The organism is Bacillus cereus, from assembly GCF_002567495.1.
GTDB classification, from domain to species: Bacteria; Bacillota; Bacilli; order Bacillales; family Bacillaceae_G; genus Bacillus_A; species Bacillus_A cereus_AQ.
The window spans coordinates 35,807-53,211 of sequence record NZ_NVAP01000055.1 but is presented as its reverse complement, the minus strand read 5'-3'; the positions used below and the strand labels follow the sequence as shown (position 1 = coordinate 53,211).

The window sequence follows — 17,405 nt, the reverse complement described above, 5'->3', positions numbered from 1 at the left end:
TTTTATTATACAGTAGTAAAAAAAGAAAACACTTCGTAATTCACCAATGAAGTGTTTTCTTTTTTAGTGAGTTTGAAGTGAACTTTTGAAAAAATTTGTCTCGGTGCATGTACATAACCCATGAGATTGTTATTAAAGAAATGATGATTTGTTTGTTTTTAATTGTTGCATTGAGAACAAGCCAACCAACTATATCAAATAATAAATGTAGCACGATTGAAAGAACTACAAATTGAAGTAACGTATTTAAAAATCTTTTCATAAAGTGTCCTCCTAAAATAATAGGTTTTATTAACAGTTTGATATAGTAGTATTATACATTAAATGTTTGATGTGGTAAAATTTACATAAGTTAGTGAAATAAAACAAATGAAAGTTAGTAAGGGGGAACATTTATGGAATTTTGGATGGTTATACCGATAGTAGCCTTTGGTTTCATTTATATCGCTGAAAAATTAGCTACAATTGAAAAGAAAAATGATGCGCGTTTAAAGAGAATTGAAGATAGATTACAATTAATTACGAAAGAAATGGGAATTGTAGAAAGAGAACCTGAAATTAATAAAGAACTACGCCAGCTAGTAGAAGAAGGCAAAAAAGTTACAGCAGTTAAGAGAGTAAGAGAAGCTTTTGGTTTTTCCTTACTAGAAGCGAAGCAATATGTTGATAAATTATAAAAAAGATCATCCATTTGGGTGATCTTTTTTACTGCACCATGCGTGTATTTACATAAGCGGTGATAATAAAGTGTCCAATTATAATGATAGGAATAACGATCGTGACATTAGGAGTAGTGAAGACACTACCGATTGTGGCAATGACCCCAGCAACTAAATTATAAAGACCAACTATTTTTGATAGTTTCACTTTATCAGGCACGCGGCGCTCGTTGAATCCTGATAAGAGCCAAGTGTATTGTTTTACTCCAATGAAATAAGCTAGTGCAAATGAAAGAATTGCCACTGTGAATAATGATGGGGAAGCGAAGAGAGTCATTGCAAACACCTCCGTTAATGGGCTATAAATAAATTATAGTCCGAATGTTATAATTTAACAAAATATAATTTTGGTTTTAAGTGTAATAGAAAAATGGAGTATTGGTAATGAGGGGAGATTAAGTATGAATATTGTGGAGTTTCAGAGGTATGTATCAAATTTCAGTAAAGAAAAAGGATTTCAAGATACAACAATTGAAGAGCGCACCATATATACGATGGCGGAATTAGGTGAATTAGCGGAAGTCATATTAAAGCGTGATACAATACAAGATGCGAAAAGAGAGATTGGTTTAGAAATGTTTGATGTCATTTGGAATGTATGTGATTTAGCAAATAAGTTAGAAATTGATTTGGAGAAGGCATTTGAAGAAAAAATGAGGATAAATAAAAAACGTGAATGGTAAGTGGAATACGAGTGAAAAGGAAGCTTTTTATAGGAGGAATCTTTACCTTAATTAGTGTAATAAGTGTTGTCGTTTACTTAGTTTTTCAGGGTATATTCATTCCGAATCAAATAAGTGCGGATAAGTATGGAATAAAAGGTGTAGATGTCGCATCCTATCAAGGGGATATAGATTGGAGAGAGTTGGAAAAGCAGAATATGAAGTTTGCGTTTATAAAGGCTACTGAGGGAAGCTCGTTTGTGGATGAGTACTTTTCGAAAAATTGGACGAATGCGAATAAGACAGGTATGCGCATCGGAGCGTATCATTTTTTTAGTTTTGATAGTAAGGGTGAAACACAAGCAGAGCAATTTATACGAACTGTTCCAAAATATAAACAAGCATTGCCACCTGTAATTGATGTTGAGTTTTACGCTAACAAAAAAGATAATCCGCCTAAGCGTGAAGATGTTGCGAAAGAGTTGTCGGTCATGATTGAAATGCTAGAAAAACATTATGGTAAGAAAGTAATATTGTATGCAACGCAAGAGGCGTATGATTTGTATATAAAGGATGCGTATTTCCAATGTGATATATGGATTCGTAGTGTTCTTACAAAACCGAGTTTATCTGATGAGAGAAAATGGACGTTCTGGCAATACACGAACCGTGGGAAATTAAGCGGTTATAATGGAAAAGAAAAGTATATTGATTTGAATGTATTTTATGGGAATGAGGAAGAGTTTGAGAATTATGGAGTGAAAGGTTAAGTTTTAAAGCGTACAACATTTTGTACGCTTTTTTATTATTTCTAAAAAAATATGTAAGACATGATGGAACAAAGATTGGAGATGAATTGTCTAATATAGGTAATAACTATTTAGTTTGAAAGGAAGGATGGAGAAAATGAAAAAGAATACATTATTAAAATTAGGGGTATGTGTTAGTTTACTAGGAATAACTCAATTTATTAGTACAATTTCTTCTGTGAAAGCAGAACAAAAGCTAGAGCAAAAAGTAATAAAAAATGAGACGGGAACTATTTCAATATCTCAGTTAAACAAAAATGTATGGGTTCATACGGAGTTAGGTTATTTTAATGGAGAAGCGGTTCCTTCGAACGGTCTAGTTCTTACTACTTCTAAAGGATTAGTACTTGTTGATTCTTCTTGGGATGACAAATTAACGAAGGAATTAATCGAGATGGTAGAAAAGAAATTTAAGAAGCGGGTAACGGATGTCATTATTACACATGCGCACGCTGATCGAATTGGCGGAATAACAACGTTGAAAGAAAGAGGCATTAAAGCGCATAGTACAGCATTAACTGCGGAACTAGCAAAGAAAAGTGGATATGAAGAGCCGCTTGGAGATTTACAAAAAATTACGAATTTGAAGTTTGGAAATATGAAAGTAGAAACGTTCTATCCAGGGAAAGGACATACAGAAGATAATATTGTCGTCTGGTTACCTCAATATAAAATTTTAGCTGGGGGCTGTTTAGTGAAATCTGCGGAAGCAAAAGATTTAGGAAATGTGGCGGATGCGTACGTAAATGAATGGTCTGTATCGATTGAAAATGTATTGAAACGATATAAAAATATGAATTCTGTCGTACCTGGTCATGGTGATGTAGGGGACAAAGGGTTACTTTTACATACATTGGATTTACTAAAATAAGACATTGTGAGAATACAAAAGAGAGGAGAAATAATTTTCTCCTCTCTTTCTTCTAACTATATTTAAATGCTGAATTTGTCGATTATGCCAGCATATATTACTGAGATTTTAATTCCAAGTATACAAATACTAGTACCGTCATAATTGCAATAACAACGTAAGTAGCATCAAGCATTATAAGTGTTTTTAAAGTTTCAGTCATCCTAATTCACCCCTGCTATAAAAATATAACATGATCTTTTTATCAATCAGATAAGAGATCACAAAGATACAATATACATGAAATTTCTTAAGTAGGTTCTATTTAAATATATCATATAAATAATGTAAATAATGTTAAGATAGTGTAAATGTATTGTAAATAAAAAGGTTTACAATAAAGGCTCTGTTAAATGATAATGTTGAAATTGAAGAGACTTAGTAACGAAAGCACAAAGCATAACATCAAAGAGTTTCTATTGACTTCATTTGTTTTTGAAGTGACTGAAACGTATCACAGTTTACGTTTATAGAAATTTACTATTTATTGCTTATTAAACTATCGAAGCAGTTTAACGCAATAAGGATTACAGGAAAAAATATACAACAAATAGAATTACTTAAAGTAACAAACTAAGTGAGGAGATAATAATACTTTGAATATTTTAACTCTGATTTTAAGTTATTTAATAGGCTCAATCTCATTTGCTTTAGTAATCGGTAAAATGTTTTATAAGAAAGATATTCGTGATTACGGTAGTGGTAATCTTGGTGCAACTAATGCTTATAGAGTTTTAGGCATAAAAGCAGGAGTAATTGTTGCAATCGTTGATATATTAAAAGGTACACTTGCTTGTTTACTTCCACTAATACTTAGTTCTACGGTTAACCCTATTGTATGTGGTTTATTAGCCATATTGGGACACATATTTTCTGTATTTGCCGGTTTTAAAGGGGGAAAAGCTGTTGCGACAGCAACTGGAGTTTTTTTATTTTTGACGCCTTTAGGTGTTTTTGTTGGTTTTGTAGTATTCGTGTTAACTTTGTTATTTACTAAGTATGTGTCACTAAGTTCAATGTTGGCTGGTATAGCATTATTCTTTTACAGTCTAATATTTGAAGATAAAGTTATCATAGCACTTTCCCTACTAATAAGCGTATCAATAATCATTCTTCATCGACAAAATATAAAGAGAATTCTAAATGGAACAGAGAACAAAATAATCGAAAGATATTGAGTATTACTTGTTAAGCTAAAGGGTGAGTTAGTTCAAGAAGACGGTGAACCTCAACAAATGAAGGTTCACCTAATTATTATTTAAAAATCAACATTTAAATTTAACAGAGCCAAAATAAAAAATACGCTATTCTTTCTATTGAATGATAGAAAAGGATGGCGTTTTTGCATGTCTATTTTCATATGTGATGAATTGCAACTATTTGTACAAGGGATTCAAAAATTTTTTTCGTTGTATATATTTCTCCAAATTAATTATTTAGCTATTTAAAAGTATCGAAAGATGTGCACACACTAGTGTATATTTTTTAGTGTCAATAAAAATATTATGTCAACAATATGAACTGTCACAAATCTTTATATATTATTGTGATTGATATCACATCACTTTTTTTCAATGGGTATTATGCTTAAGGTGTAATGAATGATTGGGAGAGGGTGGGATGATATGTTTTGTTATCAATGTGAACAAACGCCAACAGGCGGATGTAAAGTAATGGGTGTTTGTGGAAAGAATGAAACGATTGCTAGTTTACAAGACACGATTGTGTTTGGGCTAAAAGGAATTGCGGCTTATCGTACTCATGCTGCTCAGCTAGGATATACGGATGCATTTGTAGATGCTACAACACAAGAAGCTTTATATATGACATTAACAAATTCTAATTTTAACGAACAAGAGCATATTGATATGGCTATGAAAGTTGGGAAATCAGCTTTACGGGTGATGGAGTTATTGGATGAGGCACATACGAATCATTTTGGTGTGCCAGAGCCTGTACAAATTACACAAAATCGTGTAGAAGGTAAAGCAATTGTAGTTACGGGTCATAATTTATTTGCATTAGAAGAACTATTAAAGCAAACAGAAGGAAAAGACATTAATATTTATACGCATTCTGAAATGCTACCAGCACACGGATACCCGCAGCTGAAAAAATATAAACATTTAAAAGGAAACATCGGTAAGGCATGGTATGATCAAAGACGCCTTTTTGAAAAATTTACTGGTGCCATATTAGCTACAACGAACTGTGTTATGCCAATTAAAGGCTCGTACTCTGATCGATTCTTTTCATATGAAATTGCAGGTTTAGAAGGTGTACAAAAAATTGAAAATGATGATTTTACACCATTAATTCAAAAATCGCTAGAACTTCCAGAAGTACATATGGAGTCGGATGAACAGTTAGTTACAGGGTTTCATCATAATACAGTATTATCATTAGCTCCAGAAATTATTGATGCAGTAAAAGAAGGGAAAATAAAGCGTTTCTTTGTTATCGCCGGTTGTGATGCACCGGGAAAAGGCGGAGAATATTATCGTGAATTAGCAACGTCACTTCCGCCAGAAACGGTTATTTTAACAACTTCTTGCGGGAAATTCCGCTTTAATGATGTGGATTACGGTGTTGTACCTGGCACGGAAATTCCGCGTTACATTGACTTAGGACAATGTAACAACTCCATTTCTACATTGAAAATAGCGGCTGCTTTAGCAGATGCTTTTCAATGTGAAGTGAACGAATTGCCAGTAAGTATTGTCCTATCATGGTTTGAACAAAAAGCAGTTGCCATTTTGCTCGGGCTATTTAGTCTTGGAATTCAAGATATTCGCATCGGTCCAAAGGCTCCTGAATTTATTTCACCTGGCGTACTTGATGTATTACAAGAAACATTCGGTTTAAAACTAATTACAAATGCAGCAGAAGACATGGCTATGATGTTATCGTAACAGAAAAGATGTTTTCATTTAATTGTGGCTTTATAAATCATTTGTATGTGCGTGAGTAAACGTACATACAAATGATTTATTTTATTAATAAAGAGAATCTACTATATCTATAAATTTTATGATCTTATAAAGTTTTTAAAGGGTAACGCCACATCGCCATCAACTTAAGCATTTAGGCTATTTTTAAAGTTAAAAGCACGTTACTATTCTTTTATATTAACGAGAAAGAGTGACGTACTTTTTATGCATAATTTCAGTGTACACAATGACATTAGTTTTTGCACCAGAACCAAAATAGGTTCTGGTGCAAAAACTCTAAAGCTCTTGCCAGTAATCTCCTAAACTTGGACATACTGATAGTATTACTCTAAAAAAGGTGTGTGATCGGTATGGAAAAGAGAAATTTGTTCAAATGGAAGCATTATCAGCCGGAACTAATCTTATTAACAGTAAGGTGGTACCTAAGGTACAATTTGAGCTTCCGTAACCTGGTGGAAATGATGGAGGAAAGAGGATTATCCATTGCTCACACAACGATTATGCGCTGGGTTCATCAATATGGACCTCAACTAGAAGAGAAAGTACGACATCATCTAAAATCAACAAATGATTCATGGAGATTCGATGAAACCTATATTAAAGTAAAAGGGCAATGGATGTATTTATATCGTGCCGTTGATTCAGAAGGGAATACCATTGATTTTTATCTAAGTAAATGAAGATATAAACAAGCCGCCAAGTGTTTTTTCAAGAAAGCCCTGACTTTTTCGTACGTTTCTAAACCTCGCGTGATAATAATAGATAAGAACCCTGCCTATCCTGTAGCAATTCAAGCGTTGAAAGAAGAAAAACATATGCCTGAAGGCATAAAGCTAAGACAAGTTAGATATTTCAATAATATAGTGGAACAAGATCATCGTTTTATTAAGAAACGTGTGCATCCTATGTTGGGGTTTAAGTCATTTAAAACTGCAACTTCTATATTGAGTGGTGTTGAAGCAATGCATATGATTAAAAAAGAACAGATTGATTTACGGGACCAGTCTGTCCAAAATCAGAAAGAATTCATCCATCAATTGTTTGGGCTAACAGCATAAAATACAATTCCACTCGAAATATATGCGCTATATTCTCTTTTATTTTATCTTTGCACCAGAACCCAAAAAATAACCGTAGATAGTAGCACGAACACTGTTCTTGTTATAATTAATTTTTTCAGAACGTCTATAATCCTCTTTTAAAAAATATATGTAAATATAATAAAAAACGAATGATTAATAGAAATATTCTACACCACTCGTTTTTTATTGGACTTCTTTTTACTGTACTTTTATTTTCTTTATGAGTTATTAGAAAAATAATTGTCTATATAAGTCTTTATTTTTTCAAAATTCTTTTCCATAAATAAGATTGCTGGTACTTCAATTATTGGAAGATTATTTTCATTATCAAAAGCTGGACACGGTTTGGGAACTACCAAATAGTCAACTGAGTTTTTATCCCTAATATAATTAATTGAAACATCATAATACTTAGAAAAATATTCCTTCAAATCATCCTGATTCCTTAAAAATGGTAGAGAAAATATTGAACCATAATTTATACCAGCGTCGACAATTAATACAAAGCATATTTTTTTCATGATACACCCTCCTCGTATAATAAGTTTTAAGTTAATAACTGTTCCTTGAAAATTAAATAGTTTTTATCTTCAAGAGCTACATCAAAAAAATGATGTATGGGTAAAATTTAGTCTTGGATACTGGGGGATTTCTTCAGATAATGGAAGTATGGAAATGGATCCATCGGGAATATGCTTACTCCTCCTGTAGTTCGACCACGTTAAAAGACTGTGACCCAGACCAAAATGCACTGCATACGCACAAGCTGTATCGGTTTCCTTCACTTACCTCTCATAGTGGTGGGAGGGTAGCTTAGGTGAAGGCAATCATTGAATACTCATACGCGATGTTGTGGCTATGTTTTGGACTCTAGGGAGATCCCACAGTATCCAAGCTCATTCCAAATACTATTCAAAGAAAGGAGGTCCTTTCTTTGAGATTATTCGTAGCTATTGATGTAAGCTCTGAAAAACTTGATGTATGTTTTCTTGACAGTCATGACACTGTTTTGAAAGAAATTTGTCTTTCAAGCGATGTGAATGGTGCCAACGCCATTAAGGAGGATGTTCTCCATTTTCACCAGTTGTACAACTATGAAAAAATTGTCATTGGCATGGAATCTACTTCCGTCTATAGTTTCCATCCTTCCATGTTCCTAACGGAAGATAAGGATTTGAGGGCTTTAGACGTGGAAGTGGTCGTACAAAATCCAAAAGCCATCCATCGGTATAAAAAACTCTTTGAAGAAGATAAGACCGATAAAATAGATGCTTTACGTATTGCCGATTTTTTATGAATCGGGCGGTATAATAAGTTTCTTATCAAGGAGGAAAAATACGTTGCCCTTCAACGTTTAACACGATCTAGATATCAACTCGTTCACCAGCAAACAGAATGTAAGCAACACTTTCTGGAGAACCTTTACTACAAATGTAATACGTTATCGAAAGAGTTAAATACCTCTGTTTTTGGTGCGACGATGATGGAAATACTCTCAGATTCCCTTTCGTTGGATGAAATCGCAGAAATGAATCTAGAAGCACTCGCTACTCTTCTTCAGAAAAAGGGGAAAGGACGCTTTAGCGACCCGGAAGATTTAGCGAAAACCATCAAGAAAGCCATACGTGACTCCTACCGACTAGGTAAGGTCGTTCAAGACTCTGTGGACGTTGTATTAGCCACTTATGCACGATTGATAAGAGATAGAAAAAAGCATTACTGCTTTATTCGAAGCCATTCCAGCAGCGAGATATTTAACAAGTGTTCCAGGCATTGGAGTCGTATACGCCGCGGGAATCATTGCGGAAGTTGGACAAATTGAACGCTTTGAGAACGAAGCACAATTGGCCAAATACACCGGTCTTTACTGGAAAAAATTGCAATCTGGAAACTTTGAATCGGAACGAACACCCATGACACGAACGGGAAACCAGTATCTTCGTTATTACATGGTTGAAGCTGCCAACTCTGTACAACTTCGTGAAGCTACTTACCGTGCTTATTATTTAAAGAAATATGATGAAGTTCCGAAATACAAACATAAAAGAGCCCTTGTCTTAACAGCGAGAAAACTAGTGCGTCTGGTGGATGTGCTACTACGCAACCACCAACTCTACATGCCATAAAGGAGCGTGTAAATCAAGAGCTAACTACTGCTTTTGATATCCTTTCAAGGCGGCTTTAGGGATATGAACAAACATTCATGTTTCCCACCTAAAAATACGAACTAACGTTCTGTGTATTCCTAAGGTTTAGTTTCCTGCGCTCTTTTTTAGAAATTCTTCTCTAGTTTTTATCAATCATATAGTTGACTTAATACCACAAGTCTTATTTAACTTTATGTAACCGTTACAATTTATATTGTAACAATAAATTTGCGAAAAAAACATTGAGTTTAAGATAATTTATTTAAAAAATATAGCTTATGGGGTAGCGTCACATGCCCATCAACTTAAGATTTTTAAGTATCCCCAAAATGAAATTTCTACATGAATATCTATAATTTCAACTCTTTTTCATTTGATTTGAAAATAAGCTTTCTATTTTTAAAAACCAACGATACCACCTCAAATTATAAGAATAAAATCCAATCATTTATTTATTAGGAAAATAGATTGAAAATAATACGGTAGACTAAAAAATAAAATATTATTTATGATAATCATTCTTTTATAAAATTTAAACCGGAAATAGCCCTACTCATTTTGATTGCACATTTTCAAAATGGAGGGGCTTTTTTTACTATAAAATCAATATCTGCAGCATATTTTTGTTGCAAAAATTCTCATTCTTATTTTGATAGCGATATGGGTACATATACATGCCCATCAACCTTTTATTATGAAGTGGCCCTTGAATATATTGTTTTTTATTGATAGACATAAAAATGATTTATTTGCCGTATTGATAATTCATAGACGTTATAATAAAATGTTTATGTATATGTAAACTGAATTTATTTTCGTCTAGTTTTATTGAAGTGGTTAGGCAATGGTAATAACAATGAAATAATGGATGTATCACCTGCAAAAAGAATGAAACCAATACGGAGAAGATGATTGCGTTAAAAAATTCGAAAAATAAGCGTTGTTAGCTCTTGAAGAAAAATGGCTAGAAAAGTTACAAGCATATGGAAAATAGGGTTATACAAAAGTCCTAAAGGGGGACGGAATTATGGAGCAAAGAAAGTATTCAGTAACACCTCAAGATCGAATGAATTATGTATTAGATCTTTATTCTGCAGATCAACAAATTAATGCAGTTCTTTATTTTCCTGTAGGTATATCAAAGGAAATACTTGAAGAAACAGTAAGGATAACGTTAAAATTGCAGCCAGTTTTGAACAGCCGGTTTGTAGAAAATGATATTCCTTACTGGGAGGAACATTCATCTGACACTAACTCATCTATTTGCTTTTTTGCAGAAGGAAATAATCAAGAACTTGAAATAATGGCAATAGATTTTATTAAGGAATCTGGTGATCGTATTCAGGGGCCTATGGTTCAAACGAAGTTATTACGGGGCACTACAACAGATATGTTAGTTGTGAAATTATCTCATCTATGTTCAGATGGTGCAGGAGTCAAGGAATATATTAAATTGCTTGGAACAATATATACTCACCTTTCATTGGGGCGATCTAAGAAGCAAATTATAAAGGAATTTGGTGAGGGAAATGAGAGTTGTCGAGATCAATCACATGTATTCAAATATGCTGGAGTATCGGACATAAAAAGAGCGTATCGTTCTAATCAAGAACAACAGGCATCGTTATGGTCTTTTCCATCTCAACCTAACAAAAATAAATTCCCACAAATGTCCGTACGGCGGTTGAGCCATGATCAAACTCTACGTTTAACCCAATGGACAAAAGCGCAACAGGCTACCTTGAATGATGTAATCATGACTGCATACTTCCGAGCTTTATCACATTTCACTGTGTATGCAGAACCTCGCACCGCAGAAAAAATGATCGGTTTGACAATTGATTTACGTCGATACCTGCCTAATTCTACACCTGGTGCTATTTGCAACCTATCCGGTATGGAAATGCCAGTGATTAAAATGGAAGACGATGAAACATTTAATCAGACTCTTGTTCGAGTTAAACAATCAATGGATAAAATAAAGTCTCAAAATCCAGGTCTTTCTTCAGCAGCAGGAATGGAGCTACTGGCAGAAATGAAGCTATCTACAGTGAAGGAAATGTTTAATCAGCAATATGAACAGGCTGTACAGATGGGAATGGCGCTGCCATTACTGACAAATTTGGGAGTGATCGCTGATGAACCTATTCAGTTTGGTGAAATTCAAGCTGAGGACGGGTATATGACATCACCTATTATGTATGCACCATTCTTTTCAATGGGAGCAAGCTCTTTTAATGGAAGACTTACATTTACGATTGGTTATCATACGCCGGATACATCAAAAGAAAAGGTAGAAAAATTTTTAGATAGTGTTGTTAATCAACTATCACAAATAAAATAAAATATAGAGCAAAATTTCTAGCAGAATTGTATTTTTAGGGCTCGTATCATGTACGACTAATCTCTGGGGGTTTTCTCTAATCGCACTTGCCTTTATGCTTTATATGTATGGGAAATCGTAGTGAGAAACAATTTGCATTGTGAAAAAACAAGATATATCGGTATAAAAACAATAAAAAAGAGCTGATTTAAATTATACTTTGAATCAGCTCTTTTTTGCTAGTTTGATGGCCCTTACAACAAAAAATGTACATGTTTTTGTTGTAGATCTTTCTGCAGTTTACTAGCTATATGGATAGTTCATCATAAAAAGTAGGTTGTATTCGGTTAGGGGAAAGCGGATTTTTAATTTTTTTGAAAATAAAGTTGACATTCACAACTACTTAGTCATACAATGTAGATGTAATAAGTGATACTGAATAGTTCAGATTCACAAAAACTATTCAGTGAAAAATTCGCCTTAGTACTCTGTGATACTGAATATAAGTCAGACAGAATAGGGGGTAAAGGAGGATCAGGACATGGAAAATTTAACTGAAATGCTGAAAGGTTCACTGGAAGGGTGTGTACTGGAAATCATTAGTCGCCGTGAAACGTATGGCTATGAGATTACCCGCCACCTGAATGATCTTGGGTTTACCGAAGTTGTGGAAGGTACGGTGTATACTATCCTCGTACGATTAGAGAAGAAAAAGCTTGTGAATATTGAAAAGAAACCATCAGATATGGGACCGCCTCGTAAGTTTTATTCATTAAATGAAGAAGGCCGCCAAGAGCTTGAATTGTTTTGGGAAAAATGGGATTTTGTATCATCAAAAATTAACGTCTTGAAGTCAAAATAGGTTCATAAGATAAAACGTTCCGGCCGATATTTTTGGAATTTCTTGTTCGGCTTTATAAAAAAGGAGGAAAATAAGATGTTAGAAATGTTTAAAAAATTAATTGGTGATAAAAAAGAGTACAAAATGATGATGGCACGAGTTGAGGCTCTGCCAGAGGACTACCAGTTTGTATTTAAGAAAATTCAAAACTACATGTGGAATTTCTCAGCGGGTAACGGGATGGATATGCTGCACATACAGTATGAATTAATCGATTTGTTTGAAGCCGGTGCAGCGGAAGGCAGACAAGTGCTTGATATTACTGGAGAGGACGTAGCATCCTTTGCGGATGAGCTAGTGGCAAACGCTAAAACGTATGTCTCCAAGTATCGTGAAGATTTGAATGAAAGCATTATGAAGAAATTGAGAAAAAAATAAGTGGAATAAGTCATACCGACTGATTAGCTGGTTACCAACGTGAACTGCCGCCATCGCTATTCAGTTATATTTTTACACCACTACTAAGTAATACAGATTATCAGTGATACTAAATAGGGGGTATAGGTAACCTATTTTAATAAGGGGGAAAAAGTATGAGCAACGCAGCGATTTCTATAATAGGGTTAAAAAAATCTTTTAAAGATAAAGAAGTCTTAAAGGGTGTGGATTTTGAGGTGCAACGTGGCGAAATTTTCGCGCTGCTAGGGTCAAATGGAGCGGGAAAGACGACAACGGTCAATATCCTTTCGACACTAATGAAACAAGATGATGGTGAAGCAAGTATTTGCGGGTTTGATATTCAGCGTCAACCAGATCATGTTCGTCAAAGCATCAGTTTGACAGGGCAGTTCGCAGCTTTAGACGGCATGCTTACTGGGAGGGAAAACTTGATAATGATTGCCAAGTTACGTGGTGTTTTTAGTCCTGCCCAAGTTGCTGACAATCTACTTGCAAGATTTAGCCTGACAGATGCGGCCAACCAAAGAGCAGATCAGTATTCCGGCGGGATGAAGCGCCGACTTGATATCGCGATGAGTTTGATCGGGGCACCAGCAGTTATTTTTCTTGACGAACCAACGACTGGACTTGATCCGGAAGCGCGGATCGAAGTGTGGAATACAGTTAAGGAACTTGCTGGCAGCGGCACAACTATCTTGCTCACGACTCAGTACTTAGAGGAAGCCGAACAACTAGCAGATCGTATCGCAATTTTGCATAACGGAAAAATTATTACGACAGGTACCCTTACTGAACTGAAAGAGATGTTCCCGCCAGCTAAAGTGGAGTATATCGAAAAGCAGCCGACATTGGAAGAAATTTTCCTTGCGATTATCGGTAAAAAGGAGGAGATGTAAATGAAAAGCAAAACAGGGGTATTACTAGGGCGCTTAATGCGTAACATTATGCGTAGTCCAGATACAATTATTACTGTAGCGATTACACCGATTATGATGATGCTATTGTTTGTTTACGTATTTGGCGGAGCTATAAAGACAGGAACGGATAACTACGTCAATTATTTATTGCCGGGAATTTTGCTAATGGCCATCGCATCCGGTGTGGCTTACACTTCTGTACGATTATTTACAGATATAAAGAGTGGGCTAATGGCACGATTCATTACGATGCCTATTAAGCGCTCATCGATATTATGGGCTCACGTTTTAACCTCTCTTGTTGCTAATATGCTTACTATCGTGGTGGTTATGCTTGTTGCGCTCTTAATGGGCTTTCGTTCTAGTGCTAATATGCTAGATTGGCTTGCAGTAGCTGGAATACTGGGGATGTTTACGTTAGCGCTAACATGGCTAGCTATCATTCCAGGGTTGACAGCGAAGTCTATGGAAGGGGCGACAGCATACTCGTACCCACTCGTTTTTCTTCCATTTATTAGTTCAGCCTTCGTACCTACCGAAACGATGCCAAAAATTATTCGTGCGTTTGCAGAGAATCAGCCTGTAACTTCAATCGTGAATGCGATTCGTTCCCTTTTATATGAAGGTACTGTTGGCAACGATATATGGATTGCACTCATTTGGTGCGTAGGTATCATGATCATCTCTTACTTTTTCGCTAGTAAAGCATTTAAACGTCAGTTAGGGTAAGTGAATGTAGTCATCCGAAATTATATACGTTTTTGAAAAAGCACGGAAGATTTTCCGTGCTTTTATTATTTGTTGCATACTCATGGTAGAAAATATGGGCAATTGGTAACGAATTATCGCTCAAGGGCAATATAAGGATAGTCGCTCTTGTAAATCATTTAATACTTCTTCAGGCATTTCTCTGATTGTAATATCCTTCCCTAGGAAAAGCAGCCAATTTGCTATCTCTGTCACTTCATCGGAATTGTGAACATCGATAAATGTCTTTAAAATGGCTGTGGATTGGTAAGGGCTTGTGTAAGATATTGAAATTTTGAAAGGGTGATATTTTTTGAACTGGGCAATCGCTTTCGGTCCTAATTCAAGTACGAGATTGATTATTTCGTCCTTTTTATTGAGTTTTTCTAAAATCTTTTTCTTACTTAACCTTTTTTTCGTCGTGTACGGTTCAATATTGGTGAGGTCATCGACAGGAAAAATCAGCTTCTTTTCTTCTTTTAAGTCAAACCCTTCAATGATCCAATGGCTTTTTTCTTGATAAAGGTGTAATAGATAAATTGGATAAGACCTGATTTCTTCTTCTTTGATGGTAATCAATAAATGGTTATCCAAAAGAAGGATTTGAATGAGTTTTTCTAACATAGGATGGGGGAGATCAGAAAGCTCAAGTAAATCGGGATTATGAGGGTTAGTCCCTTGGAACAGCAAGAGTTGATTTAAAAGAACAAGGTCATCTTGCTGGGTTTCTGAGATGAGTCCTAGTAGTTTTTCGGCTAAAGATTGACGACTCTTTAGGTAGGGAAGTTGTTGATTCCTCGTAGCCATAAAGGCAATAAAAAGAGCTTTCACTTCATTATCAGTAAAGCGAACAACGGGCAGGATAGAATTATGCATAACAAAATATCCCCCGGTCCTCCCAACTTCAGCGACGAGTGGCATTCCCATAGCTTCAATTTCTCTAATGTCTCTAATAGCTGTCGACCGTGATATGTTAAATTCTCGTATGATTTCAGAAATTGTAAAGTGGGAGCGGTTGTTGATATACCGCATAATTGTATTAATCCGTTCAACTTTTTTCATTTTGGTCTCCTAAACAGTATCATTTTTTGACATGGTTTAAAGGTATTATAAACGTATCAGATGAAAAGATAAATCGTTTGATTAATAAAACAAGAGGCAGGTTTTGCATATGAAAAATTATACTATAGAAGAAAAAGATAGCTTTATTGTGTTAGGTATTGGAACTGAAATCAAGAGTGAATACACAGACTTTGCTGGAATAAATAAAGAAAAGGAAGACTTTTGGTCGGCTGTTAAAGAAGATGGAAGGCTGGACACTTTAAAAGCTTTAGCTACAAATGAATACATTTTTTCCGTGAGCGAAGCGGTGAATAACAAAATGATGTATTATGCGGGTGTCATGACAGAAGCACAAATAGAAGAATCTAGAGTAATTCAGTTTCCGAGGGGAGAATACTTAGTAGTGAAAGGGGAAGACAAAACGGCTGAAGAGCTAAGTAATAAGCTTACTGGCATCGCCTTCGGTCAAGCTTTACGAGATGCAAAAGATTTTGCTTATGTGGGTGGACCGAATACAACGGTTGAGATGGGGCAGAGAAATGGCTTAGTATTTGGTGAAATGTGGATTCCGGTTGTTAGGAAGTAAAGTGATAAAAGGTGTGAATCTGGAAAGTAGAGGCTAACGATCTTGGATTGTTGGCCTTTTTGAAATGAATATAATATTCATATACTGCTACACAGTATGTTCTGATAAAATGGAATGAAAGGAAATTAATGTAAGGTGGTGGCGGGTTGAATAAAAAAAGGCTATTTGAGCTATTCATAGTAGCATTTGTTTTTCTATTCCTTCATGTAAGCACATTTACAAATGAGAAGTTTAACGATAAATTGGGTGCTCTTACTTACATTTTTCTATTTCTTATGGTTTATATTTATGCTTTATTTATAGACCGGTATTTTGGTGATATACAAAAGTGGGTTAGAAATATCACATTTTGCTTTGCTTTATTAGTAGTGGTTTTAGTAGCTCTATGGATAGGGTACTTTTAAATCCTTACTTAAGAGAATGAGAAGTATATGATTACAATACATTCAATCCGATAATATTACTTAGCTGCATCGGTTTATGTTAATCTTTTCTCTCCTCAATCATGTTAAAATGTACAATAGGAAATTTTATGTAACATAAAGGGGGAAGGTTTATGGTCAGCTTGAGTACTTTGTTAGCGTTCGCAATTGTTTCGCTTAGTATGGTTTGTTCACCTGGGCCTAATATGATTTATCTCATTTCCCGTTCCATTACGCAGGGACGTATGGCAGGATTTATTTCTTTATTGGGTATCATGCTTGGATTTGTAATTTATATAATCGCAACAATGTTTGGACTTACAGTTCTTTTCCTTGCTGTTCCCGCTGTCTATGAAGCAGTAAAGTGGGCGGGTGCCGCTTACTTGCTCTGGCTTGCCTGGAATTCGATAAAACCTGGTGCTACATCTATTATGGAACCTCGTACAATTTCTAATGAGCCACCACGGAAATTATTTTTGATGGGACTTATGACCAACCTTCTGAATCCAAAGATTGCTATTTTGTATGTATCACTTTTGCCTCAATTTGAAGATCCTGAAAAAGGCTCGTTGCTTTTTCAAGGTGCAGTTTTGGGCCTTACGCAAATCACTGTTAGTTTTATAGTCAACCTTCTAATTGTATGTACAGCAAGTAAAATTGCAAAATGGTTTGGCACACGTCCAACGTGGCTGCGAGTGCAGCGTTGGCTTATGGCAAGTGTCTTGACAGGTCTTGCGGTACGTTTAGCTTTTGAACGTCGACAGTAAG

18 protein-coding genes and 2 pseudogenes are annotated in these 17,405 nt (G+C 35.2%); 16 read left to right on the top strand and 4 right to left on the bottom strand.

Translation table 11 applies throughout. From position 1 onward, the window contains the following. Window positions 1-40: 40 nt before the first annotated feature. A complete protein-coding gene (locus tag COK05_RS26530; RefSeq protein WP_098614922.1) occupies window positions 41-262 on the bottom strand; it encodes a hypothetical protein in 222 nt (73 codons plus the stop codon). A gap of 133 nt (window positions 263-395) precedes the next feature. On the opposite strand from COK05_RS26530, the gene COK05_RS26525 reads away from it, so the two are divergent. After that, a complete protein-coding gene (locus COK05_RS26525; RefSeq protein WP_097953810.1) occupies window positions 396-677 on the top strand; it encodes a hypothetical protein in 282 nt (93 codons plus the stop codon). Window positions 678-705: 28 nt separating this feature from the next. Here the strand turns inward: COK05_RS26525 and COK05_RS26520 are convergent, their stop codons facing one another. After that, window positions 706-996, bottom strand: coding sequence for a DUF3784 domain-containing protein (locus COK05_RS26520; protein ID WP_098614921.1), 291 nt, complete (start codon window positions 994-996; stop codon window positions 706-708). A 124-nt stretch (window positions 997-1,120) separates the two neighbouring features. Between COK05_RS26520 and COK05_RS26515 the strand changes: the two genes are divergently transcribed. The 6 genes and pseudogenes from COK05_RS26515 to COK05_RS26480 all read left to right on the top strand — a co-directional run bounded on the left by COK05_RS26515 (window position 1,121) and on the right by COK05_RS26480 (window position 7,109). Further along, entirely contained in the window at window positions 1,121-1,402 is a 282-nt protein-coding gene (locus COK05_RS26515) for a MazG nucleotide pyrophosphohydrolase domain-containing protein (protein WP_098389943.1), read from the top strand. Window positions 1,403-1,413: 11 nt separating this feature from the next. Further along, the gene (locus COK05_RS26510; RefSeq protein ID WP_098614920.1) at window positions 1,414-2,151 is read left to right on the top strand and encodes a glycoside hydrolase family 25 protein; all 738 of its coding nucleotides are present in this window, start codon (window positions 1,414-1,416) and stop codon (window positions 2,149-2,151) included. Window positions 2,152-2,287: 136 nt separating this feature from the next. Then, the gene (bla2, locus tag COK05_RS26505; protein ID WP_098614919.1) at window positions 2,288-3,061 is read left to right on the top strand and encodes a BcII family subclass B1 metallo-beta-lactamase; all 774 of its coding nucleotides are present in this window, start codon (window positions 2,288-2,290) and stop codon (window positions 3,059-3,061) included. Window positions 3,062-3,696: 635 nt separating this feature from the next. Then, window positions 3,697-4,278: a glycerol-3-phosphate 1-O-acyltransferase PlsY gene (gene plsY, locus COK05_RS26495; RefSeq protein ID WP_098614918.1), complete on the top strand. Its 582-nt coding sequence runs from the start codon at window positions 3,697-3,699 to the stop codon at window positions 4,276-4,278. Window positions 4,279-4,725: 447 nt separating this feature from the next. Further along, window positions 4,726-6,012, top strand: coding sequence for a hydroxylamine reductase (gene hcp, locus COK05_RS26490; protein ID WP_098614938.1), 1,287 nt, complete (start codon window positions 4,726-4,728; stop codon window positions 6,010-6,012). A 389-nt stretch (window positions 6,013-6,401) separates the two neighbouring features. Beyond that, window positions 6,402-7,109, top strand: a pseudogene (locus COK05_RS26480) (IS6 family transposase). A 242-nt stretch (window positions 7,110-7,351) separates the two neighbouring features. On the opposite strand, the gene COK05_RS26475 reads toward COK05_RS26480, so the two are convergent. After that, complete coding sequence (locus COK05_RS26475) at window positions 7,352-7,654, bottom strand: hypothetical protein (protein WP_000717611.1); 303 nt, start codon at window positions 7,652-7,654, stop codon at window positions 7,352-7,354. A gap of 413 nt (window positions 7,655-8,067) precedes the next feature. On the opposite strand from COK05_RS26475, the pseudogene COK05_RS26470 reads away from it, so the two are divergent. The 6 genes and pseudogenes from COK05_RS26470 to COK05_RS26445 all read left to right on the top strand — a co-directional run bounded on the left by COK05_RS26470 (window position 8,068) and on the right by COK05_RS26445 (window position 14,549). After that, window positions 8,068-9,259: pseudogene (locus COK05_RS26470) on the top strand (IS110 family transposase). A 1,048-nt stretch (window positions 9,260-10,307) separates the two neighbouring features. After that, on the top strand, window positions 10,308-11,624 hold the full coding sequence (locus COK05_RS26465) for a condensation domain-containing protein (RefSeq protein ID WP_098614917.1): 1,317 nt from the start codon (window positions 10,308-10,310) through the stop codon (window positions 11,622-11,624). A gap of 520 nt (window positions 11,625-12,144) precedes the next feature. Then, window positions 12,145-12,465: a PadR family transcriptional regulator gene (locus COK05_RS26460; protein WP_000429487.1), complete on the top strand. Its 321-nt coding sequence runs from the start codon at window positions 12,145-12,147 to the stop codon at window positions 12,463-12,465. A gap of 75 nt (window positions 12,466-12,540) precedes the next feature. Further along, complete coding sequence (locus COK05_RS26455; RefSeq protein ID WP_001969217.1) at window positions 12,541-12,882, top strand: DUF1048 domain-containing protein; 342 nt, start codon at window positions 12,541-12,543, stop codon at window positions 12,880-12,882. A gap of 155 nt (window positions 12,883-13,037) precedes the next feature. Next, window positions 13,038-13,799, top strand: coding sequence for an ABC transporter ATP-binding protein (locus tag COK05_RS26450; protein WP_098614916.1), 762 nt, complete (start codon window positions 13,038-13,040; stop codon window positions 13,797-13,799). After that, window positions 13,800-14,549, top strand: coding sequence for an ABC transporter permease (locus COK05_RS26445; RefSeq protein WP_098614915.1), 750 nt, complete (start codon window positions 13,800-13,802; stop codon window positions 14,547-14,549). Between the two features lie 120 nt (window positions 14,550-14,669). Here the strand turns inward: COK05_RS26445 and COK05_RS26440 are convergent, their stop codons facing one another. Continuing rightward, window positions 14,670-15,629: a helix-turn-helix transcriptional regulator gene (locus COK05_RS26440; protein ID WP_098614914.1), complete on the bottom strand. Its 960-nt coding sequence runs from the start codon at window positions 15,627-15,629 to the stop codon at window positions 14,670-14,672. Between the two features lie 109 nt (window positions 15,630-15,738). On the opposite strand from COK05_RS26440, the gene COK05_RS26435 reads away from it, so the two are divergent. From COK05_RS26435 to COK05_RS26425, 3 genes are all read left to right on the top strand, one after another. Then, the gene (locus COK05_RS26435) at window positions 15,739-16,215 is read left to right on the top strand and encodes a GyrI-like domain-containing protein (RefSeq protein ID WP_098614913.1); all 477 of its coding nucleotides are present in this window, start codon (window positions 15,739-15,741) and stop codon (window positions 16,213-16,215) included. Between the two features lie 146 nt (window positions 16,216-16,361). Further along, entirely contained in the window at window positions 16,362-16,619 is a 258-nt protein-coding gene (locus tag COK05_RS26430) for a DUF3963 domain-containing protein (protein WP_098614912.1), read from the top strand. A gap of 152 nt (window positions 16,620-16,771) precedes the next feature. Next, window positions 16,772-17,404, top strand: coding sequence for a LysE family translocator (locus tag COK05_RS26425; protein ID WP_063548136.1), 633 nt, complete (start codon window positions 16,772-16,774; stop codon window positions 17,402-17,404). The last annotated feature ends 1 nt before the right edge of the window (window position 17,405 follow it).